This window comes from Enterobacter sp. J49 (assembly GCF_002148625.1).
Taxonomy (GTDB): domain Bacteria; phylum Pseudomonadota; class Gammaproteobacteria; order Enterobacterales; family Enterobacteriaceae; genus Enterobacter; species Enterobacter ludwigii.
The window spans coordinates 170,313-192,107 of record NZ_MWPY01000024.1; the positions used below are offsets into that span (position 1 = coordinate 170,313).

The window sequence follows — 21,795 nt, forward strand, 5'->3', positions numbered from 1 at the left end:
GGAACCTCTTATTGGTAAATAAAGCCGGAGACAAACCAGGCAATCAGCACCGTCGGTGCGCCGGTCAGGAAACGGCTGACCAGTACAGACGGCACGCCAACGCGCACGGTGTCCTGGCGCGCTTCTGCCAGCGACAGCCCGACAGGAATGAAATCACACGCCGCCTGGGCATTAATGGCAAACAGGGCGGGCAGAGCCAGATGCGGGGGAATGTTGCCAAGGCCAATCTGCACGCCAATCAGCACGCCGATAACCTGCGCAATGACCGCGCCCGGGCCGAGAAACGGCGACAGCAGCGGGAAGGAGCAGATCAGCGCCAGCGTCACCAGCCCGAGCGGGTGGCTCGCCAGCGGGGCGAGGCCGTGGGCAATCCAGTCGCCAAGACCCGAGGCCATGATGATGCCGATCAGCGCCGAAACGAATGCCATAAACGGCAGAATGGTTTTCAGCACCGTGTCGATGGTGTCGCGCCCGGACTGGAACAGCACGGCCACGGCAGAGCCCATCCCCATTCCGACTTTTGCCAGCAGGCCGTCACTCTGTTCGGTGATTTTTTTACTCGTGTCGTAATCACGCGGGGCCGCTTTCTGAGGAGCAGCAGACCCTTGTGCCAGGTGAATGTTTTCCTCCTTCACGCCGGAGACATAAATGTCCTCCAGGATGTACTGCGCCAGCGGACCTGATTTACCGGTGGAATGGATATTCACGGTAGGAATACGCCGCTTGGGGTAGATGCCGCAGCGCAGCGTGCCGCCGCAGTCAATCACCGCCACGCCAATTTCCGCTTCAGGCGGTTCGCCCTCTTTGAAGCCGTCGACCGCTTCCCAGCCGGTCAGCTCACGCAGTTTGTCGACAATGGCCGGACGTGTACCTGCGGTGATATAGACGATTTTTTTGCCTTCAGTGGTGTCGAATTCCAGCGGGCCGCCCCAGCCACCCGTTCCTTTTTCAATGCGAATACGGCTCATGCTGCGGCTCCTGAAAGATGGACTTTCTGTTCAAGCTGGATACCCATTTTCTTCTCGAAAATGGCGGTGGTGAGGTCCGTGACCCAGCCGCGGAAAAAGTTGGTGACCAGACCGACCAGCAGATAACTCACCGCCAGCGGACCGAGCGGCAGGCCAAGCGTGGTCAGGCCGCTGGCAATGCCCAGATAGACAAACAGCTCGCCGGGGTTGATATGCGGGAACAGGCCATTCATGGAGTGGCAGCTGTAGGAGGCTGCGGCGTAATAGCTTGGCTTGTATTTTTCAGGCATAAAGCGGCCGAGGCTCAGCGTCATCGGGTTGCAAAAAACAAACGTGCCGATGAAGGGCAGAACCAGGTAACGGGACAGCGGATTGCCGGCGCAGCGCTGGGCAAAGCGTTCAATGCGTTGCTGGCCGATAAAGTTAATCAGCGCGTTCATGATGACCAGCAGGCTAATCAGCAGGGGCAGGATCCCGGTCACCATGCCGGTGAACACTTCTCCGCCTTTCTGAAACAGCCCGATGAACCACTCGGCGCCGTGGGTGATGGTTTCTATCATTCTTCTCTCCTGTGGGGCTTTTTTGTTTTTGTATAACTGAGGCTAATAATAATCACTTTGAAAGGTTTTAAAGTGTTAATTAGATCTCACAATGAAAGAAAAATGGATTGTTTTGAAAGTTAATTGCCGACGGGAGTCTTGAGTGGACGAAAATTGCACAGATTTGCGATGGGGAGCGTAAAGATTTGGTGGGGGAGGTGCGTACCACTTCCTTGAGGTGTTGCGGATGCTTTACCATACTGGGTTCTTATCGAACCCGTTAAATGGATGTCACATGTTCAAGCGTCGTTATGCAGCGTTATTACCTGCGCTTATTCTGCTGTCTGCCTGTAGTAGCAAACCCAAGACCGAAGCCGTGCAGCAAACGGCTGGCGCGCCTTCCGGAGGATTCCTGCTGGAGCCGCAGCATAATATGATGCAGATGGGCGGCGACTTTGCGAATAACCCGGCGGCCGAGCAGTTCATCGATAAAATGGTGAGCAAACACGGTTTTGACCGCCAGCAACTGCATGAAATTCTGTCGCAGGCGAAGCGACTGGATTATGTTCTGCGTTTGATGGATCGCCAGGCACCGACGGCTCAGGTACCGACCGGGCCAAATGGCGCATGGCTGCGTTATCGCAAACAGTTTATTACGCCGGATAACGTGCAAAATGGCGTGGTCTTCTGGAACCAATATGAAGATGCGCTGAACCGTGCGTGGCAGGTGTATGGCGTACCGCCTGAAATCATCGTCGGGATTATCGGCGTGGAAACCCGCTGGGGCCGCGTGATGGGCAAAACCCGTATCCTCGATGCGCTGGCGACGCTCTCCTTCAACTACCCGCGTCGCGCTGAATATTTCTCGTCTGAACTGGAAACCTTCCTGCTGATGGCGCGCAATGAACAAGATGACCCGTTAGATCTCAAAGGCTCGTTTGCCGGTGCGATGGGCTACGGCCAGTTTATGCCGTCCTCCTATAAGCAATATGCCGTCGACTTTAACGGAGATGGTCATATCAACCTGTGGGATCCGGTGGATGCCATCGGCAGCGTGGCGAACTACTTTAAAGCGCACGGCTGGGTGCCGGGCGGTCAGGTGGCGGTGCAGGCTAACGGCCAGGCACCAGGGCTTGAGAACGGCTTTAAAACCAACTACAGCGTTTCGCAGCTGGCCGCTGCAGGCTTAACGCCAACGCAGCCGCTGGGAAATACGCAACAGGCGAGCCTGCTGCGTCTGGATGTCGGTACGGGTTATCAGTACTGGTATGGGCTGCCTAACTTCTACACCATCACCCGCTATAACCACAGCACCCACTATGCGATGGCCGTATGGCAGCTGGGGCTGGCGGTGTCACAGGCGCGCGTGCCTGCCGCGTCGCCATTCAGTCAGTAACGCTTGATGTTCAACCCTCTTCCGCCGGGAGAGGGTTGGGCTGATATCCAGAAACATTTCGCCACACTCCCGTTAATCTCCGCTCATTTACATCCGCATTATTTTTCATTATTGTTATGTTATAACATTAGACGTGGTGGTGAGATGTCTACTTCCTTTTTTTCTCTGTCTGCGCCGGTCCGGCTTCTGATGGCGCTGGCGCTGATTGTCTTTATCGGACTGGCCGTGTGCTGGGCGGTGGCATTGCCATGATTGTGATGAATCAACTCACGGCGGGTTACGACCGCGAGCCGGTCACGCGTCCTCTGTCCGGGGTGATTGAATGCGGGAGCATGACCGCCATCCTCGGGGCCAACGGCTGCGGTAAATCAACGCTTCTGAAAACCCTCGCCGGGTTTATCCCGCCGGTAAGCGGCAGTTTTCACTGGCAGAAAAAACGCCCGGTAATGGGCTGGCTGGCACAGCGTCATGCCCTGGAGGCGCAATTTCCGCTAACCGTACAGGATGTGGTCAGCATGGGCTGCTGGCCTGAAGCATCGCTTTTTTCTGGCCTTCGCCGTGAAATGCGGCTGCGCATTGCCGGCGCGCTTGAGCGGGTGGGGCTTGGAACGATGGCGCTAACGACCATTGATGAGCTCTCCGGCGGTCAGTTTCAGCGCATGCTGTTCGCGCGGGTATTAGTGCAGCATGCACCGCTGGTCATGCTCGATGAGCCCTTTACCGGCGTTGATGAAGCTACCTGTAATGTGCTGATGGACCTGATGCTGGAAATGTATATGCAGGGGCAAACGGTGCTTGCGGTGCTGCACGACAGCGAGCGTGTATCGCGCCACTTCCCGCAGACGTTACGGCTGGACGCTGACATTCCCCAGTGGAAAACCGAGCGGGTGAGGGTGGCATGATCTGGCATATCTTTTTTCAGCCTTTTATTGAGTATGGCTTTATGCGCCGCGCGCTGGTGGTTTGCCTGGCGTTGTCCGTCAGTACCACTGCTCTGGGCGTTTTCCTTCAGCTGCGCCGGATGAGTCTGATGGGCGATGCCCTCTCTCACGCCATTTTGCCCGGCGTCGCGGTGGGGTATTTGCTCAGCGGTATGTCGCTGCTGGCCATGAGCGTGGGAGGCTTTATTGCCGGTATTACCGTGGCGCTGGTGGCCGGGCTGGTCAGCCGTCGAACGCCGCTTAAAGAGGACGCCAGTTTTGCCGGGTTCTATCTTGGCTCGCTGGCGCTGGGCGTCACGCTGGTATCACTGCGCGGTTCGAACGTCGATCTTCTGCACCTGTTGTTTGGCTCCATCCTGGCGGTGGATAACGATGCCGCGCTGTTTGTGGCAGGCGTTTGCATGTTCACCCTTATCACGCTGGCGATTTTCTACCGTGGGCTGGTGACCGAGGCCTTTGACACCGCCTGGCTGCAGGTAAACGCCCGCCATGTTCCCGGCTTATTACACGGCCTGTTTCTGGCGCTGCTGGTGCTTAACCTCGTTGCCGGTTTTCAGGTGCTTGGCACGTTGATGGCGGTCGGGCTGATGATGCTCCCTGCGGTAGCGGCACGCTGCTGGGCACGCACCTTACCCGGACTGCTATTGATGGCGGGTATCAGCGGTATTTTCTGCGCGTGGCTCGGACTCAGTCTCTCCTGGGCCGCCAGCCTGCCCGCGGGGCCGTCCATCGTGCTTACCGCCAGCGCGCTGTTCTTTATTTCCATTTTATTTGGCACGCGCAGCAGGCTGGCTGGCAGCCTGCGTGCGCTTTTTTAACGCAAGGGGAAACGATGAAACGTACGGGATTCGTAGTGGCGCTCGCGCTGGGGATGATGTCGCAAACGGTGATGGCGAAAACGCTCAATGTGGTGACCAGCTTTTCCATTCTGGGGGATATGACCCGGGAGGTGGGCGGTGACCATGTGAACGTCACGACGCTGGTGGGGCCGGACGGCGATCCGCATACCTTCGAGCCCTCGCCAAAAGATAGCGCGGCGCTAAGCAAGGCAGATGTTGTGGTGGTCAATGGTCTGGGACTGGAAGGGTGGCTGGATCGCCTGGTGAAAGCCTCCGGGTTCAAAGGCCAGCTTGTGGTGGCGTCGCGTGGTGTGCAGACGCATACCCTCGAAGAAGAGGGCAAAACCGTCACTGACCCGCACGCCTGGAACAGCGCGGCGAACGGGGCGCTGTACGCGCAAAATATTCTCAACGGGCTGGTGAAAGCCGACCCAGAAGATAAAACCGCGCTGGAAGCGACCGGAAAACCGTACATCGCGCAGCTTAAGCAGCTGGATAGCTGGGCCAAAACGCGTTTTAGCCAGATCCCGCTGGTGAAACGTAAAGTGTTGACCAGCCATGACGCGTTCGGCTATTTCAGCCGCGCCTACGGGGTGACGTTTATGGCGCCCCAGGGGTTGTCGTCAGAGAGCGAGGCCAGCGCGGCACAGGTCGCTGAGATCATTAATCAGATTAAAGCGGACGGCGTGAAAACCTGGTTTATGGAAAACCAGCTCGACCCGCGGCTGGTTAAACAGATTGCTACAGCCACCGGCGCGCAGCCGGGAGGCGAGCTTTACCCGGAAGCGCTCTCGGCAAAAGGAGGCGTGGCAGAGACCTACATTAAGGCGTTCCGCCACAATGTGGATACCCTCGCTGACAGCATGAAATAATCCTCGCCACCGCCGGTGCGCTCGCATCGGCTTTTTTCTGAAGCCCCCTCGTAAATCCCGCAGCGCATCCCCATATCTGACGAGAAAGTGCTATCTTGTGCTGCATGTTTTTCTAAGGCTGGAGCGAGAATGACTGACCATGAATTGATGCAGCTTAGCGAAGTGGTAGGGCTGGCGCTTAAGCAACGCGGGGCGACCCTCACCACCGCGGAGTCCTGCACCGGCGGCTGGGTGGCGAAAGCGATTACCGATATTGCCGGCAGTTCCGCCTGGTTTGAACGTGGTTTTGTGACCTACAGTAATGAAGCTAAAGCGCAAATGATCGGCGTGCGGGAATCTACGCTCGAACAGCATGGCGCGGTCAGCGAGCCGGTGGTGATTGAGATGGCTATTGGTGCGCTCAAAGAGGCGCGCGCGGATTATGCAATATCGATTAGCGGCATTGCGGGCCCGGACGGGGGCAGTGACGTGAAGCCTGTCGGCACCGTCTGGTTTGGTTTTGCTACCGCCAGAGGTGAAGGGATCACCCGCCGGGAGTGCTTTAGCGGCGATCGCGAAAGCGTGCGTCGTCAGGCAACCGTTTATGCATTAAAAACGCTCTGGCAACAATTTCTACAAAATACTTGATACTGTATGACCATACAGTATAATTGCACCAACAGAACAGAAATCCACGGTGAAGCACAGTCGCTTCTCCCGGCATGACAGGAGTAATAATGGCTATCGACGAAAACAAACAGAAAGCGTTGGCGGCAGCACTGGGCCAGATCGAAAAGCAATTCGGTAAAGGCTCCATCATGCGCCTGGGTGAAGACCGTTCCATGGATGTGGAAACTATCTCCACCGGTTCGCTTTCTCTGGATATCGCGCTGGGCGCTGGCGGCCTGCCAATGGGCCGTATCGTAGAAATCTACGGGCCCGAGTCCTCAGGTAAAACAACCCTGACGCTGCAGGTTATCGCTGCGGCACAGCGTGAAGGTAAAACCTGTGCGTTTATCGATGCCGAGCACGCGCTGGACCCTGTTTATGCTCGTAAGCTGGGCGTTGATATCGACAACCTGCTGTGTTCTCAGCCGGACACCGGTGAGCAGGCGCTGGAAATTTGTGACGCGCTGGCCCGTTCCGGTGCGGTTGACGTTATCGTGGTCGACTCCGTTGCCGCTCTGACGCCAAAAGCTGAAATCGAAGGCGAAATTGGTGACTCTCACATGGGCCTCGCGGCACGTATGATGAGCCAGGCAATGCGTAAGCTGGCCGGTAACCTGAAGCAGTCCAACACGCTGCTGATCTTCATCAACCAGATCCGTATGAAAATTGGTGTGATGTTCGGTAACCCGGAAACCACTACCGGTGGTAACGCGCTGAAATTCTACGCGTCTGTCCGTCTGGATATCCGCCGTATCGGCGCGGTGAAAGAGGGTGAAAACGTAGTGGGTAGCGAAACCCGCGTGAAGGTTGTGAAGAACAAAATCGCAGCGCCGTTCAAACAGGCTGAATTCCAGATCCTCTACGGTGAAGGCATCAACTTCTACGGCGAACTGGTTGACCTGGGCGTGAAAGAGAAGCTGATTGAAAAAGCGGGCGCATGGTACAGCTACAACGGCGACAAGATTGGTCAGGGTAAAGCAAATGCAATCTCCTGGCTGAAAGAGAACCCGGCTGCGGCGAAAGAAATTGAGAAGAAAGTGCGTGAGCTTCTGCTGAACAACCAGGACGGTACGCCTGATTTCGTGGTGGATAACGCGGGTGCTGAAGAAACCAACGAAGATTTCTAATTCTCTCGTTTAAAGATGAAGGGCTGCTAATGCGGCCCTTTTTGCATTTCTGAATCAGCAGGTTTTTTATGAGTGAATCGACTTCACGCCGCCCTGCCTATGCACGCTTACTGGACCGTGCGGTGCGCATTCTTGCCGTCCGTGATCACAGCGAACAGGAGTTGCGGCGAAAACTGTCGGCCCCCGTCATGAGTAAAAACGGGCCGGAAGAGATTGATGCGACTGCGGAAGATTACGACCACGTCATTGCCTGGTGCTATGAGCACCGCTATCTGGATGACGAGCGTTTCGCTTCCCGGTTTCTTGCCAGCCGTGGCCGCAAAGGATATGGCCCCGCGCGTATCCGCCAGGAGCTGAACCAGAAAGGGGTCGCCCGTGAAACCATTGAAAAGGCCATGCGCGAATGCGACACAGACTGGTGCGCGCTGGCAAAAGAACAGGCCATTCGCAAGTACGGTGAACCCTTGCCACGTGAATTTTCAGAAAAAGTTAAAATCCAGCGCTTTTTGCTCTACCGCGGCTTTCTGATGGAAGATATTCAGGATATCTGGCGTAATTTTGCGGATTGAACGCATGCGGGATTTTACTTCCCACTAAAGAAAACTTATCTTATTCCCACTTTTTCCAGTAGCTGGTCTGTCCAACGATTTACCGATACAGGCTTGCTACGACATTTCGTTAGCTTGATTTCAGGATAATTATGAGCAAGAGCACCGCTGAGATCCGTCAGGCGTTTCTCGATTTTTTCCATAGTAAGGGACATCAGGTAGTTGCCAGCAGCTCCCTGGTACCGAACAACGATCCGACTCTGCTGTTTACCAACGCCGGGATGAACCAGTTCAAGGATGTGTTCCTTGGTCTCGACAAACGTAATTATTCCCGCGCCACAACCTCACAGCGTTGCGTGCGTGCGGGCGGTAAACACAACGACCTGGAAAACGTCGGTTACACCGCGCGTCACCACACGTTCTTCGAAATGCTGGGTAACTTCAGCTTCGGCGACTACTTCAAACACGATGCCATTCAATATGCGTGGGAACTGCTGACCGGTGAAAACTGGTTCAACCTGCCGAAAGATCGTCTGTGGGTTACCGTCTATGAAACCGATGACGAAGCCTACGAAATCTGGGAAAAAGAGGTTGGTATCCCGCGCGAGCGTATTATTCGCATCGGCGATAACAAAGGCGCACCTTATGCGTCTGACAACTTCTGGCAGATGGGCGATACCGGCCCTTGCGGTCCGTGCACCGAGATCTTCTACGATCACGGCGACCATATCTGGGGTGGTCCTCCAGGCAGCCCGGAAGAAGACGGCGATCGCTACATTGAGATCTGGAATATCGTCTTCATGCAGTTCAACCGTCAGGCTGACGGTACGATGGAGCCGCTGCCGAAACCGTCCGTTGATACCGGTATGGGTCTGGAGCGTATCGCGGCTGTTCTGCAGCACGTTAACTCCAACTACGAAATTGACCTGTTCAGCACCCTGATTAAAGCCGTTGCGCAAGTGACGGGTGCAACCGATCTGAACAACAAATCGCTGCGCGTTATTGCAGACCATATCCGTTCCTGCGCGTTCCTGATTGCCGACGGCGTGATCCCGTCGAATGAAAACCGTGGCTATGTGCTGCGTCGTATCATTCGTCGTGCTATCCGTCACGGCAACATGCTGGGCGCGAAGGACACCTTCTTCTATAAACTCGTTGGGCCACTGATTGGCGTGATGGGCGCAGCCGGTGATGAGCTGAAACGTCAGCAGGCGCAGGTTGAGCAGGTTCTGAAAACGGAAGAAGAGCAGTTTGCTCGTACTCTGGAGCGCGGACTGGCGCTGCTGGATGAAGAGCTGGCGAAACTTAAGGGCGATACGCTGGACGGCGAAACCGCTTTCCGCCTGTATGACACCTACGGTTTCCCGGTTGACCTGACGGCGGACGTTTGCCGTGAGCGCAACATTAAAGTGGACGAAGCAGGCTTTGAAGCCGCAATGGAAGAGCAGCGCCGCCGTGCGCGCGAGTCCAGCGGTTTTGGTGCTGACTATAACGCGATGATCCGCGTTGATGGCGCATCAGAATTCAAAGGCTACGAAAATCTGGAACTGACTGGCAAAGTGACCGCCCTGTTTGTTGACGGTAAAGCCGTAGACAGCATCAACGCGGGTCAGGATGCGGTTGTCATTCTGGACAAAACGCCGTTCTACGCGGAATCCGGCGGCCAGGTTGGCGATAAAGGCGAACTGAAAGGCAACGGTTTCAGCTTCAGCGTAAGCGACACGCAGAAATACGGTCAGGCGATTGGCCATCAGGGCAAACTGATTGCCGGTTCTCTGAAAGTGGGCGAGGGTGTCCAGGCGAACGTTGATGAAGCTCGTCGTGCGCGCATTCGTCTGAACCACTCAGCTACGCACCTGATGCACGCTGCCCTGCGTGAAGTTCTGGGAACGCACGTTGCACAGAAAGGTTCTCTGGTTAACGATAAAGTTCTGCGCTTCGACTTCTCTCATTTTGAAGCGATGAAGCCGTCTGAAATCCGCGCGGTGGAAGATCTGGTGAATGCGCAGATCCGTCGTAACCTGCCAATCGAAACCCATATCATGGATCTCGAGGCGGCGAAGAAGAAAGGCGCGATGGCACTGTTCGGCGAGAAATACGACGACCGCGTTCGCGTGCTGAGCATGGGCGACTTCTCGACTGAGCTCTGCGGCGGGACGCATGCCTCCCGTACCGGCGACATTGGTCTGTTCCGCATTGTTTCCGAATCAGGAACGGCGGCGGGCGTGCGTCGTATTGAAGCGGTAACCGGTGAAGGCGCGATTGCCAGCCTGCATGCGCAGAGCGATCAGCTGCACGACATCGCGCAGTTGTTGAAAGGTGATAGCCAGAACCTGGGCGAGAAAGTGCGCGTTGCGCTGGATCGTACGCGTCAGCTGGAAAAAGAGCTGCAGCAGCTGAAAGAGCAGGCTGCGGCGCAGGAGAGTGCAAACCTCTCCAGCAAAGCTGTAGACATTAAGGGCGTCAAACTGCTGGTCAGCGATCTGGCGGGCGTTGAGCCTAAGATGCTGCGTACTATGGTCGACGATCTGAAGAACCAGCTCGGTTCCACAGTTATCGTGCTGGCGACAGTGGCAGAAGGTAAGGTTTCTCTGATTGCGGGCGTCTCTAAGGATGTGACCGACCGCGTAAAAGCAGGGGAACTGATTGGTATGGTCGCCCAGCAGGTGGGCGGTAAGGGTGGCGGTCGTCCGGACATGGCGCAAGCCGGTGGTACGGATGCGGCGGCACTTCCTGCGGCATTGGCCAGTGTTGAAAGCTGGGTGAGCGCGAAACTGTAATAACTACAAAGCACAAGCAGACGCCATAGCGGTAACGTTATGGCGTCTTGTTCACTGCGCTATCGATAACGATAAAGTCAGGTTGAGTTTGTGTATATCGGCTAAACTTACGTTTAACAGAATGTGATGCCGTGACTGCTTACACTTTACGTGTTTGTCATCGCTTACTTTTTGGCGTTATATGATGGATAATGCCGGGATACAAGAGACCCGACTCTTTTAATCTTTCAAGGAGCAAAGAATGCTGATTCTGACTCGTCGAGTTGGTGAGACCCTCATGATTGGGGATGAGGTCACCGTGACAGTTTTAGGGGTAAAGGGTAACCAGGTACGTATTGGTGTAAACGCTCCTAAAGAAGTATCTGTCCACCGTGAAGAGATCTACCAGCGTATCCAGGCTGAAAAATCCCAGCAGTCCAGTTACTGATATTGTCGCGTCTCGCTGTCGGGCGAGACGCAACCTCTCCCGCCATTTTTCCTGCTTAAAGTTACCGTTTAATTTCAATCGCTCTGTTTTTAACCACTCTCTTACCCTTAACTCGCCTCAACATCACTATTCTGTCATCAGTTTTCTGAGAAGATGCCTGCAAAATCCGCTTATAAAACACCCTCTTTGCAGCTTTTGCATGCGAATTGCGTGTGATTTGTGCAAACGATAAAAGCTTTTGGAAAATTGTTTGACTTATAAGTCCCAGAAAGTAATATATGCGCCACGCAGCGACGAGAAGCTCTTAACGAGTTACTCGGAGCACTCGAAAGAGGCGTTGTGTGGTGAGGTGGCCGAGAGGCTGAAGGCGCTCCCCTGCTAAGGGAGTATGCGGTCAAAAGCTGCATCCGGGGTTCGAATCCCCGCCTCACCGCCATTTTGCATCCGTAGCTCAGCTGGATAGAGTACTCGGCTACGAACCGAGCGGTCGGAGGTTCGAATCCTCCCGGATGCACCATCTATTACTTCATATTGCTTTCGAAGTGATATGAATATCGAGTAGTACAATAGTAAATCCCGATGCATCCGTAGCTCAGCTGGATAGAGTACTCGGCTACGAACCGAGCGGTCGGAGGTTCGAATCCTCCCGGATGCACCATCTTCTCCGAGATAACAGCAAAGCTGTTGTTTCAAGGTCTGCGGGTTAGCCGCAAGCACCAGGGAGGATAACGTTGCTTTAGCAACGGCCCGAAGGGCGAGGCGCAGCCGAGTAATCCTCCCGGATGCACCATTTACTATTTCTGAAAGCAGTACCCTGATGCATCCGTAGCTCAGCTGGATAGAGTACTCGGCTACGAACCGAGCGGTCGGAGGTTCGAATCCTCCCGGATGCACCATCTTCTCCGAGATAACAGCAAGGTTGTTGTTTCAAGGTCTGCGGGTTAGCCGCAAGCACCAGGGAGGATAACGTTGCTTAGCAACGGCCCGAAGGGCGAGGCGCAGCCGAGTAATCCTCCCGGATGCACCATTTACTGTTTCAAAAGCATTTCCCGATGCATCCGTAGCTCAGCTGGATAGAGTACTCGGCTACGAACCGAGCGGTCGGAGGTTCGAATCCTCCCGGATGCACCATCTTCTCCGAGATAACAGCAAGGCTGTTGTTTCAAAGTCTGCGGGTTAGCCGCAAGCACCAGGGAAGATAACGTTGCTTAGCAACGGCCCGAAGGGCGAGGCGCAGCCGAGTAATCCTCCCGGATGCACCATCTTCTTTTCTGTACCACTCTCTTTCTCCCTGGTTATTCCTTCGACGTTCCGTCAGCAATCATTTCTCTTTGAGCGACAAAAACCACCGTTTACGATAAAGTAATGCTTTGTTAATCGTTTAGCGAGAGCACGATGTACGCACAGTATGACGGTTTGATCTTCGATATGGATGGCACTCTCCTGGATACCGAACCCACGCATCGTCAAGCCTGGACTGATGTCCTTGCTCGTTACGGTATGCGTTTCGATCTTCAGGCGATGATCGCCCTCAACGGAGCCCCAACCTGGCGTATAGCGCAGGCCGTGATTGAACGTAATCATGCCGATCTCGACCCGCACCTTCTGGCCCGTGAAAAAACCGATGCGGTAAAAGCGATGCTTTTAGATACCGTGCGCCCGTTACCGTTAATTGACGTCGTAAAAGCATGGCACGGGCGTCGCCCTATGTCCGTTGGCACGGGCAGTGAAAGCGCTATTGCGGAAGCGCTGCTCACCCATCTTGGCCTGCGTCATTATTTCTCTGCGGTGGTTGCCGCCGATCATGTTCAAAATCACAAGCCCGCACCGGACACTTTCCTGCGTTGTGCAGAACTGATGGGTGTGCCTGCGGTGAAATGTGTTGTGTTCGAAGATGCTGATTTTGGTATTCAGGCCGCGCGCGATGCCGGGATGGATGTTGTGGACGTCCGCTTACTGTGAGTGACGCGCTGTCACTTTTATCATTATTCGCCAGCAGTTTTTTAAGCGCCACGCTCTTGCCGGGAAATTCGGAAGTAGTGCTGGTGGCGATGCTGTTGTCTGGCGTGAGTCAGCCCTGGTTGCTCGTGTTAATAGCAACAATGGGTAATAGCTTTGGAGGGCTGACTAACGTTATTCTTGGGCGTTTCTTTCCGCTGCGTGAAAAATCGCGCTGGCAGGAAAAGGCAGTCGGCTGGCTAAAACGCTATGGCGCTGCCACGCTGTTATTAAGCTGGATGCCTGTAATAGGTGATTTACTGTGCCTGCTGGCGGGATGGATGCGCATCTCCTGGGGGCCAGTGCTCTTTTTTTTGTGCCTTGGCAAGGCGTTGCGCTATGTTCTCGTGGCATGGGCAACACTACAGGGTATGACGTGGTGGCACTAATTGGTGGAATGAATACGCGACCTTCAATCGTCAACCATTACAATTATGCTGAGTAACAATACTTTGACAGGCGGGAGGTCAATTTGATCCCGGACGTATCTCAGGCGCTGGCCTGGCTGGAAAATCACCCTCAGGCACTGAAGGGTATTCAGCGTGGTCTTGAGCGTGAAACGCTGCGCGTTAACGCGGACGGTAGCTTAGCGACAACGGGTCACCCGAAGGCGTTAGGCTCGGCGCTGACACATAAATGGATCACAACCGATTTCGCTGAAGCGCTGCTGGAATTCATCACGCCAGTGGATGGTGATATTGATCATATGCTGACGATTCTGCGCGACATCCATCGCTACACTGCCCGCAATCTGGGTGATGAGCGTATGTGGCCGCTCAGCATGCCGTGCTATATCGAACAAGGCCAGGAGATTGAACTGGCGCAATACGGCACGTCAAATATCGGTCAGCTGAAAACGCTGTATCGTGAGGGGCTGAAAAACCGCTACGGTGCGTTGATGCAGACCATTTCTGGCGTGCATTACAATTTCTCTTTACCCATGGCGTTCTGGCAGGCGAAGTGCGGCGAAACGGATAAAGACGCGATCTCCGCGGGTTATTTCCGCCTGATCCGCAACTACTATCGTTTTGGCTGGGTCATTCCGTATCTGTTTGGGGCATCGCCTGCGATATGCTCGTCATTCCTGCAGGGGAAACCGACCACGCTGCCGTTCGAGAAGACAGAGTGTGGAATGTACTATCTCCCGTACGCCACCTCCCTGCGTCTTAGCGATCTGGGTTATACCAATAAGTCGCAAAGCAATCTCGGTATTACGTTTAACGAATTGCACGAATATGTGGCAGGATTGAAGCGGGCGATCAAAACGCCGTCGGAAGAGTACGAGAAAATCGGCCTCGAAAAAGACGGTAAGCGCCTGCAGATCAACAGCAACGTGCTGCAGATTGAAAATGAACTGTACGCGCCTATTCGTCCGAAGCGCGTTACGCGCAGCGGTGAAACCCCGTCGGATGCACTGCAGCGCGGCGGGATTGAATACATAGAAGTGCGCTCGCTGGATATCAACCCGTTCTCACCCATCGGCGTTGATGAGCAGCAGGTTCGCTTCCTGGATCTGTTTATGGTCTGGTGCGTACTGGCGGATGCGCCGGAAATGAGTTCAGAGGAACTGCTCTGTACCCGTACCAACTGGAACCGCGTGATTCTGGAAGGGCGCAAGCCGGGTCTGACGCTGGGTATTGGCTGCGAGACAGCGCAGTTCCCGCTGACGAAAGTGGGTAAGGATCTGTTCCGCGACCTGAAGCGTGTTGCCCGGACCATGGACAGCATTGACGGTGGGGAAGCCTATCAAAACGTCTGCGACCAGCTGGTTGAATCGTTTGATAACCCGGAACTGACGTTCTCAGCGCGTATTCTGCGTTCTATGATTGATCAGGGTATTGGCGGCACCGGGCGTTCGCTCTCTGCGGAATACCGCGAGATGCTGAAGCAGGAGCCGTTAGAGATTCTGAGTGAAGCCGATTTTGTGGCAGAACGAGACGCGTCTGTCGTGCGTCAGAAAGAGGTTGAAGCGGCGGATACGGAGTCGTTTGAGGCGTTTCTGGCGAAACAGGCTTAACAGAAAAGAAAAAGGCCACATCGCTGTGGCCAAAATATACATCTCTGAATTCAGGGATGATGATAACAAATGCGCGTCTTTCATATACTCAGACGTGCATTTTGTAGAAGAGTTCAGTTTATTTTAAAAAAAATCACTATCGGAGGTGACGTATGCCGTTATTAGATAGCTTTACTGTCGACCATACCCGTATGGAAGCACCTGCAGTACGTGTGGCGAAGACCATGCACACCCCGCACGGCGACACGATCACCGTATTCGATCTGCGCTTCTGCGTGCCTAACAAAGAAGTGATGCCAGAGAAAGGCATTCACACCCTGGAGCACCTGTTTGCCGGGTTTATGCGCGACCACCTGAACGGTAATGGCGTGGAGATCATCGATATCTCTCCGATGGGTTGCCGTACCGGTTTCTACATGAGCCTGATTGGTCAGCCTGAAGAGAAACGCGTCGCGGATGCCTGGAAAGCGGCAATGGAAGATGTGCTGAAGGTGAAAGAGCAGAACCAGATCCCTGAGCTGAACGTATATCAGTGCGGAACTTACCAGATGCACTCTCTGGAAGAAGCCCAGGAGATCGCGCGTCATATCATCGAGCGTGACGTTCGCGTAAACAGCAACGAAGAGCTGGCGCTGCCAAAAGAAAAACTGCAGGAACTGCACATCTAGTGCACCTTTTCCCTCTCCCTCAGGGAGAGGGTAGGGTGAGGGGTGTTTAACCTCATGACCACAACCTCAACCTTCTCCTTTACCCATCGCCCACTTGTTCCTTATGCCCATGATTACCTTCATGGCGACAGCGAGCCGTGGCATCAGCACGACTGCGCGCAATTGCTGCACACCCTGAGTGGGGTGGTGAGAGTCGATACCGCATCAGGTTGTTGGGTGGTGCCGCCCGGACGTGGCGTCTGGCTACCCGCGGGCACTCCGCACTCTTTGCGTATTACCGGTAACGTTGCGGCGCGTACGCTGTTTATCGATCCCCTGGCGCGAGCCGATCTTCCGGCAACCTGTCAGATAGTCCAGATCTCCGGTCTGTTACGCGAACTTATCCTCACCTCGCTGACGCTTGAGGCGTCCTACTCGCCTGGCAGTCGTGATGAGCGCGTATATGAGCTCATTCTGGATGAAATCCGCACGTTGCGGGTGCTGCCGTTTCACCTGCCTGAGCCGGAAAGCGAGCCGTTGCGTACCCTTTGCCAGCAGATCCGGCTGTTGCCGGGGGAAAGCTGGGGCAGCATGCAGGCCGCAAACACGCTTGGTATGAGTGAACGCACGATGAACCGCCATTTCAAGCAGCAGACGGGGTTAAGCTACGGTGAGTGGCTAAGAAGGGCGCGCCTGATGGAAGCGCTGCTGCGCCTGGGACAAGGTCAGCCAGTGCTACGCGTGGCGCTGGATCTGGGCTACGGCAGCCACAGTGCCTTTACGGCGATGTTTCGCCGGGTGATGGGGATATCACCCAGCGATTATTTCAAAGACAGCTAGCTGACAGCATTGAACAGGGCCTGAAGAGACGCGCGGGCCACGTCGCTGTCAATGCCCACGCCCCAGCGGCTGCTACCATCCTGAAACAGACAGCGGATATACGCCACCGAGCGGCTGTCGCTGCGCTCCCCAAGCGTATGTTCGTGATAGTCCTTAATCACAAATGGGGTCGTGACCCAGCGGCTTAGACCATTGGCCGCCGCGGATAACAGCCCGTTGCCTTGCCCCTCCAGCTGGCGCATCCCGCCCTGCGTCGTGACGCTTGCCGTCAGATGTAACTGCCCGTCCTGCTGGCTGTCGCTACGGTAAGCGTGCAGGGCAAAGCCTGGCGTCTCTACCAGCCCATAACGGGTGCGGAACAGTTGCCACAGCGCATGCTGCGTCATCTCTTTACCGTGCTGGTCGGTTTCCTGCTGTACGTGCTGGCTAAAGTCCTGCTGCAGGGCGCGGGGTAATTTCAGACCGTGGTTTTGTTCAATAAGCCACGCGCTGCCGCTTTTTCCTGACTGGCTGTTAACCCGGATCACCGCTTCGTAGGTGCAACCAATATCCTGTGGGTCAACCGGCAGATAGGGCATCTCCCAGCGTTCGTCAGGCTTGCGGGCATCAAAGCCTTTCTTGATGGCATCCTGATGTGAACCCGAAAATGCGGTATACGCCAGCCGTCCTGCCCACGGATGGCGCGGATGCACCGGCAGCTGGTTGCAGGTTTCTACCACCTCCACCACGTGATTCATGTCGCTAAAGTCCAGATTCGGGCTAATCCCCTGGCTGTAGAGGTTCATCGCCAGCGTGACCAGGCAGACGTTACCGGTTCGTTCCCCGTTACCAAACAGACACCCTTCGACACGGTCTGCACCGGCCATCAGGGCCAGCTCCGCGCTGGCGACACCGGTGCCGCGGTCGTTATGCGGATGGACGCTGATGCAGACATCGCTGCGGCGGCTGAAATGACGGCAGAAATACTCAATCTGATCGGCATAGACATTCGGTGTACTGACCTCAACGGTGGCCGGTAAGTTGATCACCATCGGGCGTTCGGCGCACGGCTGCCAGATGTCCGCCACGGCTTCGCAAATCTCCAGCGCAAAGTCCGGCTCGGTAAAGCAGAAAGTTTCCGGAGAGTATTCGTATTGCCAGCGGGTGACGGGATTCTCTTCGCACAGCGTGCGGATAAGACGCGTGGAACGGGTCGCCAGCTCAACGATTTGCGCTTTATCCAGGCCGAACACCAGTCGGCGGAATAGCGGGGCGGTGGCGTTATACAGGTGTACGGTGGCCTGCTTCGCCCCGCGCAGCGACGCAAAGGTACGCAGGATAAGGTCTTCTCGCGCCTGGGTTAATACCTGAATGGTGACGTCATCCGGAATGCGGTTTTCGTCGATCAACTGACGCACAAAATTGAAATCCGTCTGCGAGGCAGAGGGGAAAGCGACTTCGATTTCTTTGAATCCGCAACGCAGTAACAACGCCCAGAACTGCAGTTTGCGGTTGCTGTCCATCGGCTCGGCAAGGGCCTGATTACCGTCGCGTAAATCGGTGGAAAGCCAGCGCGGCGCCTGCGTGAGGCGTTGCTCAGGCCAGCGGCGATCGGGCAGGGAAATAGCAGGTTGAGGTTGGTATTTGTCGGAAGGTGTTTTCAGCATGGTGCGCTCCTGTTGTCTTTTCACTATCGTGAATCGATTTCAGGAGCGCTGCTTTATCGTTACTGACAATCGCTGTCGCGATCTGGACACCGCACGTTAGTGCGCACCGCCGCCACCGCCTCCGGCGCCAAACGGTGGTCGGGCAAACCATACCAGTCCCAGCAGGATGATAAAGATCCCCGCCGATATCCAGAATATCTCGTTTGCCGAGATAATCAGGCCCTGGTTGGTAATCTGCTGGGCGATCCAGCCGGATGCCTGCTGCTCCGTCATTCCCATTCCCTGAAGCTGACTGTACATCTGCTGCGAGTTAGGGTTAAACGGGTTCACCGCTTCGGTCAATTGCGCATGGTGCATCGACTCGCGGTTGGTCCAAAGGGTCGTGGTGATCGACGTCCCGATGGAGCCTGCCAGCGTACGCGTAAAGTTCGACAGGCTTGATGCCGCCGCCATGCGCTCAGGCGGTAAGCCGGAAAGCGTAATGGTCGTCAGCGGCATAAAGAAGCACGCCACGGCGAAGCCCTGAATGAACTGCGGCCATGCGGATGCGCCAAAGTCCATGCCCGGCTCGAACGTATACGCGCGCCAGTAGAAGCACACCGCGTACATGATAAAGCTGAAGGTCACCAGCCTGCGCATGTCGAGCTTGTGAGCGAAGCGGCCGATAATCGGCGACAGCAGGACCGGAATTAACCCCACTGGCGCAGAAGCCAAACCTGCCCAGGTTGCGGTGTAGCCATATACCTCCTGCAACAGCTGCGGCAGCAGAACGATTGCGCCGAAGTAGAGCATGTAGGCCAGGCTGATACACAGGCAGCCGATGGTGAAGTTTCGCGACTTAAACAGCGAGAGATCGACGATCGGATTATCGTCCGTCAGCTCCCAGACGATCAGGAAGCTCAGCGATATCACCGCCACAACGGTCAGGATGATAATCTCTGTCGAGTTAAACCAGTCCAGCTCTTTACCCTGATCGAGCATCACCTGCAGGCTACCGATCCCGACCACCAGCAGTGCCAGGCCAATGGCGTCAATTCGCCGCTGCTCTGTTCGGGTTTCGCGACCGCGCAGCGTTTGCAGGGTCAGCATCACCACCAGCGCACCAATTGGCACGTTGATGAAGAAGATCCAGCCCCAGTGGTAGTTGTCGCTGATATAGCCGCCGAGGATAGGCCCGCAAATCGGTGCGACAATCACCGTCATTGACCACAGCGCCAGCGCGATAGAGCGCTTAGCGGGCGGATAGTTGTTCAGCAGCAAACTCTGCGACAGCGGAATCAGCGGCCCGGCCACAATCCCCTGAATGACGCGGAAGATGATCAGCATCGTCAGGCTGTTGGACATGCCGCACGCCCAGGAGGCGAGCACGAACAATACCGTTGACCACAGGAACAGCTTTACTTCACCGACGCGCTTCGCCAGCCAGCCGGTGATAGGGATGGAGATGGCGTTTGCCACCCCAAACGAGGTAATGACCCAGGTCCCCTGGCTCAGTGACGAGCCAAGGTTACCGGCGATGGTTGGGATCGCCACGTTTGCGATGGTAGAGTCCAGCACCTGCATGAATGTCGCCAGCGACAGCGCAATGGTCATGATAACCAGTTGCGCCCCCTCCAGCGGTTTTTGCGGCTTTTGCTGTTGCATAACGCTCACCTTCGGATTAACCGGCGTTTGCCTTCACGATGTCATCGATCAGTTTATTGACCGGATCGAGGCTAATTTCACGGGCGTTACTTTCATAAGCCGGGGTGCTGCGCACCTGACTTGCCAGGATCTGACCATCGCGGTTGGCGGTATCAACCGTTACCAGCGTAGAGAGGCCAATACGCAGCGGATGGTCCGCCAGCTGTTTTGCATCCAGTTCAATACGTACGGGCAAGCGCTGAACCACTTTGATCCAGTTCCCGGTGGCGTTTTGCGCTGGCAACAGGGAGAAGGCACTGCCGGTCCCCATATCCAGGCCGACCACTTTCCCGGTGTACTTCACGTCATCACCGTAAATATCGCTGATCACCGTCGCGGTCTGGCCGATACGCATATGGGCAAGCTGCGTCTCTTTAAAGTTCGCATCAACCCACAGGTTGTCCGCCGGAACGACCGCCATCAGCGGCGTGGTTGGGCTAATTTGGGCGCCAGGCTGGACGGAACGACGAGAGACGTAGCCGGTCATCGGGCTGACAATTTTAGTACGCTGCAGGGCAAGCCACGCGTTGCGCACGTCGGTGGCAGCCTGTTGCACGGCAGGCTGGTTTTCCAGGCTGGTGCCCAGCACCATCGCCTGGTTGGCGTTGTACTGTTGAATCGCCACGTCCAGCTGCGCCTGTGCGCTGGCAACGGCATCACGCGCGTGCTGCAGCTCTTCACGGCCAATCAGGTTGGCAGTGCCGAGGGGAACGCGACGGTTCAGGTCGCTCTGCGCCTGCGCCAGTGCGGTTTTCTGCACGTCGATGTTGGCCTGCAGCTGCTTGCTGTTGATCATCAGCTGGCGGGTCTGACGGACGCTGGAGGCCAGCGCGGTCTGGGCTTTTTCAAAAGCCTGTTGGGCGTCGGTCGGATCGAGCGTGACCAATACATCCCCTTTTTGCACAAAATCGGTGTTATCAGCCCAGACTTTCGTCACGCTGCCCGATACCTGCGCCATAATTTGTACCTGGTTCCCTGCCACGTATGCATCGTCTGTCTCTTCAGCATGACGCAATACTAAAAACCAATAGATCCCATATGCCACGGCAATAATAATAAAGAGCAATGTCAGTACAATAAGGGCGCTTTTGCGTTTGCCCTTTTTATTGACCGGTTGCTGCGGGGTAGTGCTCTCCGCATTTGCGCTCATTGTTGTTCTCCACGATCTTCTTATTTTCACATCGGCTGAGCCGAGCTGTTGTCAGAAAGGCCAGCAGTGTGACGTGCTGGCCTGTCGGTTTTCTTATGAGTCTGGGATTGTTGAGCGTGTTGTCGCGTTAGCGCAGCGCCTCTAGAACAGCGCCGTCTTCATCCATCTGGTCCAGACGGGTCAGCAGCTTGCGAGTAATGTGCTCAAGCTGGTCGCGCTCGGTGGTGCTGAGGGCAGACCACAGTTGATGCAGGCAATTATGCTGAGGTGGCAGCACCTCACGCAGGAATTGGTGACCTTTGTCGGTCAGCTGCAGATGCAGGCAGCGGCGATCGTTATCGCTTTCACGGCGTTCAATCCAGCCGCGTTTTTCCAGTTCATCGGCAATACGGGTGGCATTAGTACGGGATGAACCCAGCGCGCAGCTCAGCTCTGACGGCTGAATGCTGTGATTTTCCTGAGACTCCAGCGTAATTAACGCCATAAACAACGTCTCGTTAATCCCTTGAGCTTTCAGCATTTTATTACGATTTTCCAGTAGCTTACCCTGCATGTGCATGCACAGGCGGGTCAGCAGGATCTCCTGATACGGGAAGTCCTCATGACGACTGGCGCGGAATTTAAGCATTTGTTCAATGGGCGTAAACGAACTATCCATTTGGGCATAACCTCATTAATTACAGCCGATATAGTAACGATAGTGACAAATAATGTAAATGAATTATTTGT

At 55.4% G+C, this 21,795-nt stretch carries 20 protein-coding genes and 5 tRNA genes; 19 read left to right on the forward strand and 6 right to left on the reverse strand.

Annotated features, from left to right (window positions below; translation table 11 throughout):
• Window positions 1–8: 8 nt before the first annotated feature.
• Window positions 9–968, reverse strand: a complete 960-nt coding sequence (locus BJP35_RS06190) for a PTS glucitol/sorbitol transporter subunit IIB (RefSeq protein WP_063925522.1) — start codon at window positions 966–968, stop codon at window positions 9–11.
• Complete coding sequence (gene srlA / locus BJP35_RS06195) at window positions 965–1,528, reverse strand: PTS glucitol/sorbitol transporter subunit IIC (protein ID WP_014171343.1); 564 nt, start codon at window positions 1,526–1,528, stop codon at window positions 965–967. The genes BJP35_RS06190 and srlA overlap by 4 nt, the downstream gene beginning before the upstream one ends.
• A gap of 274 nt (window positions 1,529–1,802) precedes the next feature.
• On the opposite strand from srlA, the gene mltB reads away from it, so the two are divergent.
• From mltB to BJP35_RS06290, 19 genes are all read left to right on the forward strand, one after another.
• Window positions 1,803–2,903, forward strand: a complete 1,101-nt coding sequence (gene mltB, locus BJP35_RS06200; RefSeq protein ID WP_025203388.1) for a lytic murein transglycosylase B — start codon at window positions 1,803–1,805, stop codon at window positions 2,901–2,903.
• Window positions 2,904–3,151: 248 nt separating this feature from the next.
• Entirely contained in the window at window positions 3,152–3,805 is a 654-nt protein-coding gene (locus BJP35_RS06205; RefSeq protein ID WP_086462964.1) for a metal ABC transporter ATP-binding protein, read from the forward strand.
• The gene (locus tag BJP35_RS06210; RefSeq protein ID WP_025203390.1) at window positions 3,802–4,662 is read left to right on the forward strand and encodes a metal ABC transporter permease; all 861 of its coding nucleotides are present in this window, start codon (window positions 3,802–3,804) and stop codon (window positions 4,660–4,662) included. Before BJP35_RS06205 ends, BJP35_RS06210 begins: the two co-directional genes overlap by 4 nt.
• A gap of 14 nt (window positions 4,663–4,676) precedes the next feature.
• Complete coding sequence (locus BJP35_RS06215) at window positions 4,677–5,555, forward strand: metal ABC transporter substrate-binding protein (RefSeq protein ID WP_025203391.1); 879 nt, start codon at window positions 4,677–4,679, stop codon at window positions 5,553–5,555.
• A gap of 129 nt (window positions 5,556–5,684) precedes the next feature.
• Window positions 5,685–6,182 (forward strand): nicotinamide-nucleotide amidase, encoded by a 498-nt coding sequence (gene pncC, locus BJP35_RS06220; RefSeq protein ID WP_020883854.1) that lies wholly within the window; start codon window positions 5,685–5,687, stop codon window positions 6,180–6,182.
• An 89-nt stretch (window positions 6,183–6,271) separates the two neighbouring features.
• Window positions 6,272–7,330 carry a recombinase RecA gene (gene recA / locus BJP35_RS06225; RefSeq protein ID WP_020883855.1) on the forward strand — a complete coding sequence of 353 codons (1,059 nt, stop codon included), beginning with the start codon at window positions 6,272–6,274 and terminating at the stop codon, window positions 7,328–7,330.
• 68 nt (window positions 7,331–7,398) lie between these two features.
• Complete coding sequence (gene recX / locus BJP35_RS06230; protein WP_086462965.1) at window positions 7,399–7,899, forward strand: recombination regulator RecX; 501 nt, start codon at window positions 7,399–7,401, stop codon at window positions 7,897–7,899.
• A 131-nt stretch (window positions 7,900–8,030) separates the two neighbouring features.
• Window positions 8,031–10,658: an alanine--tRNA ligase gene (gene alaS, locus BJP35_RS06235; RefSeq protein WP_086462966.1), complete on the forward strand. Its 2,628-nt coding sequence runs from the start codon at window positions 8,031–8,033 to the stop codon at window positions 10,656–10,658.
• A 241-nt stretch (window positions 10,659–10,899) separates the two neighbouring features.
• Window positions 10,900–11,085 (forward strand): carbon storage regulator CsrA, encoded by a 186-nt coding sequence (gene csrA / locus BJP35_RS06240; protein WP_000906486.1) that lies wholly within the window; start codon window positions 10,900–10,902, stop codon window positions 11,083–11,085.
• 343 nt (window positions 11,086–11,428) lie between these two features.
• Window positions 11,429–11,521 (forward strand) — tRNA-Ser (locus BJP35_RS06245).
• A 4-nt stretch (window positions 11,522–11,525) separates the two neighbouring features.
• Window positions 11,526–11,602, forward strand: a tRNA-Arg gene (locus BJP35_RS06250).
• A gap of 64 nt (window positions 11,603–11,666) precedes the next feature.
• Window positions 11,667–11,743: transfer RNA gene (locus BJP35_RS06255), tRNA-Arg, on the forward strand.
• A gap of 161 nt (window positions 11,744–11,904) precedes the next feature.
• A tRNA-Arg gene (locus BJP35_RS06260) sits at window positions 11,905–11,981 on the forward strand.
• A gap of 158 nt (window positions 11,982–12,139) precedes the next feature.
• Window positions 12,140–12,216: transfer RNA gene (locus BJP35_RS06265), tRNA-Arg, on the forward strand.
• 264 nt (window positions 12,217–12,480) lie between these two features.
• Window positions 12,481–13,047 carry a fructose-1-phosphate/6-phosphogluconate phosphatase gene (gene yqaB, locus BJP35_RS06270; protein WP_014171331.1) on the forward strand — a complete coding sequence of 189 codons (567 nt, stop codon included), beginning with the start codon at window positions 12,481–12,483 and terminating at the stop codon, window positions 13,045–13,047.
• On the forward strand, window positions 13,044–13,472 hold the full coding sequence (locus BJP35_RS06275; RefSeq protein ID WP_032678833.1) for a YqaA family protein: 429 nt from the start codon (window positions 13,044–13,046) through the stop codon (window positions 13,470–13,472). Before yqaB ends, BJP35_RS06275 begins: the two co-directional genes overlap by 4 nt.
• 83 nt (window positions 13,473–13,555) lie before the next feature.
• A complete protein-coding gene (gshA, locus tag BJP35_RS06280; RefSeq protein WP_014171329.1) occupies window positions 13,556–15,100 on the forward strand; it encodes a glutamate--cysteine ligase in 1,545 nt (514 codons plus the stop codon).
• 152 nt (window positions 15,101–15,252) lie between these two features.
• Window positions 15,253–15,768, forward strand: coding sequence for an S-ribosylhomocysteine lyase (gene luxS, locus BJP35_RS06285; RefSeq protein WP_008499539.1), 516 nt, complete (start codon window positions 15,253–15,255; stop codon window positions 15,766–15,768).
• A gap of 54 nt (window positions 15,769–15,822) precedes the next feature.
• Entirely contained in the window at window positions 15,823–16,587 is a 765-nt protein-coding gene (locus BJP35_RS06290; protein WP_047742201.1) for a helix-turn-helix transcriptional regulator, read from the forward strand.
• On the opposite strand, the gene leuA is transcribed toward BJP35_RS06290, so the two are convergent.
• From leuA to emrR, 4 genes are all read right to left on the reverse strand, one after another.
• The gene (leuA, locus tag BJP35_RS06295; RefSeq protein WP_047742203.1) at window positions 16,584–18,233 is read right to left on the reverse strand and encodes a 2-isopropylmalate synthase; all 1,650 of its coding nucleotides are present in this window, start codon (window positions 18,231–18,233) and stop codon (window positions 16,584–16,586) included. The two genes, BJP35_RS06290 and leuA, sit on opposite strands and share 4 nt — an antisense overlap.
• Window positions 18,234–18,329: 96 nt before the next feature.
• Window positions 18,330–19,877, reverse strand: coding sequence for a multidrug efflux MFS transporter permease subunit EmrB (emrB, locus tag BJP35_RS06300; RefSeq protein ID WP_020883860.1), 1,548 nt, complete (start codon window positions 19,875–19,877; stop codon window positions 18,330–18,332).
• A 16-nt stretch (window positions 19,878–19,893) separates the two neighbouring features.
• On the reverse strand, window positions 19,894–21,066 hold the full coding sequence (emrA, locus tag BJP35_RS06305; protein ID WP_020883861.1) for a multidrug efflux MFS transporter periplasmic adaptor subunit EmrA: 1,173 nt from the start codon (window positions 21,064–21,066) through the stop codon (window positions 19,894–19,896).
• Between the two features lie 127 nt (window positions 21,067–21,193).
• A complete protein-coding gene (gene emrR, locus BJP35_RS06310) occupies window positions 21,194–21,724 on the reverse strand; it encodes a multidrug efflux transporter EmrAB transcriptional repressor EmrR (RefSeq protein ID WP_014171323.1) in 531 nt (176 codons plus the stop codon).
• Window positions 21,725–21,795: the final 71 nt, after the last annotated feature.

Excerpts from the sequence above, each read along its gene's own strand:
- emrA (WP_020883861.1), bottom strand. The coding sequence starts at position 21,066 with ATGAGCGCAAATGCGGAGAGCACTACCCCGCAGCAACCGGTCAATAAA.
- emrR (WP_014171323.1), bottom strand. The coding sequence starts at position 21,724 with ATGGATAGTTCGTTTACGCCCATTGAACAAATGCTTAAATTCCGCGCC.
- yqaB (WP_014171331.1), top strand. The coding sequence starts at position 12,481 with ATGTACGCACAGTATGACGGTTTGATCTTCGATATGGATGGCACTCTC.
- BJP35_RS06205 (WP_086462964.1), top strand. The coding sequence starts at position 3,152 with ATGATTGTGATGAATCAACTCACGGCGGGTTACGACCGCGAGCCGGTC.
- BJP35_RS06190 (WP_063925522.1), bottom strand. The coding sequence starts at position 968 with ATGAGCCGTATTCGCATTGAAAAAGGAACGGGTGGCTGGGGCGGCCCG.
- BJP35_RS06215 (WP_025203391.1), top strand. The coding sequence starts at position 4,677 with ATGAAACGTACGGGATTCGTAGTGGCGCTCGCGCTGGGGATGATGTCG.
- csrA (WP_000906486.1), top strand. The coding sequence starts at position 10,900 with ATGCTGATTCTGACTCGTCGAGTTGGTGAGACCCTCATGATTGGGGAT.
- alaS (WP_086462966.1), top strand. The coding sequence starts at position 8,031 with ATGAGCAAGAGCACCGCTGAGATCCGTCAGGCGTTTCTCGATTTTTTC.
- luxS (WP_008499539.1), top strand. The coding sequence starts at position 15,253 with ATGCCGTTATTAGATAGCTTTACTGTCGACCATACCCGTATGGAAGCA.
- srlA (WP_014171343.1), bottom strand. The coding sequence starts at position 1,528 with ATGATAGAAACCATCACCCACGGCGCCGAGTGGTTCATCGGGCTGTTT.
- leuA (WP_047742203.1), bottom strand. The coding sequence starts at position 18,233 with ATGCTGAAAACACCTTCCGACAAATACCAACCTCAACCTGCTATTTCC.
- recX (WP_086462965.1), top strand. The coding sequence starts at position 7,399 with ATGAGTGAATCGACTTCACGCCGCCCTGCCTATGCACGCTTACTGGAC.
- pncC (WP_020883854.1), top strand. The coding sequence starts at position 5,685 with ATGACTGACCATGAATTGATGCAGCTTAGCGAAGTGGTAGGGCTGGCG.
- recA (WP_020883855.1), top strand. The coding sequence starts at position 6,272 with ATGGCTATCGACGAAAACAAACAGAAAGCGTTGGCGGCAGCACTGGGC.
- emrB (WP_020883860.1), bottom strand. The coding sequence starts at position 19,877 with ATGCAACAGCAAAAGCCGCAAAAACCGCTGGAGGGGGCGCAACTGGTT.
- BJP35_RS06210 (WP_025203390.1), top strand. The coding sequence starts at position 3,802 with ATGATCTGGCATATCTTTTTTCAGCCTTTTATTGAGTATGGCTTTATG.
- BJP35_RS06290 (WP_047742201.1), top strand. The coding sequence starts at position 15,823 with ATGACCACAACCTCAACCTTCTCCTTTACCCATCGCCCACTTGTTCCT.
- mltB (WP_025203388.1), top strand. The coding sequence starts at position 1,803 with ATGTTCAAGCGTCGTTATGCAGCGTTATTACCTGCGCTTATTCTGCTG.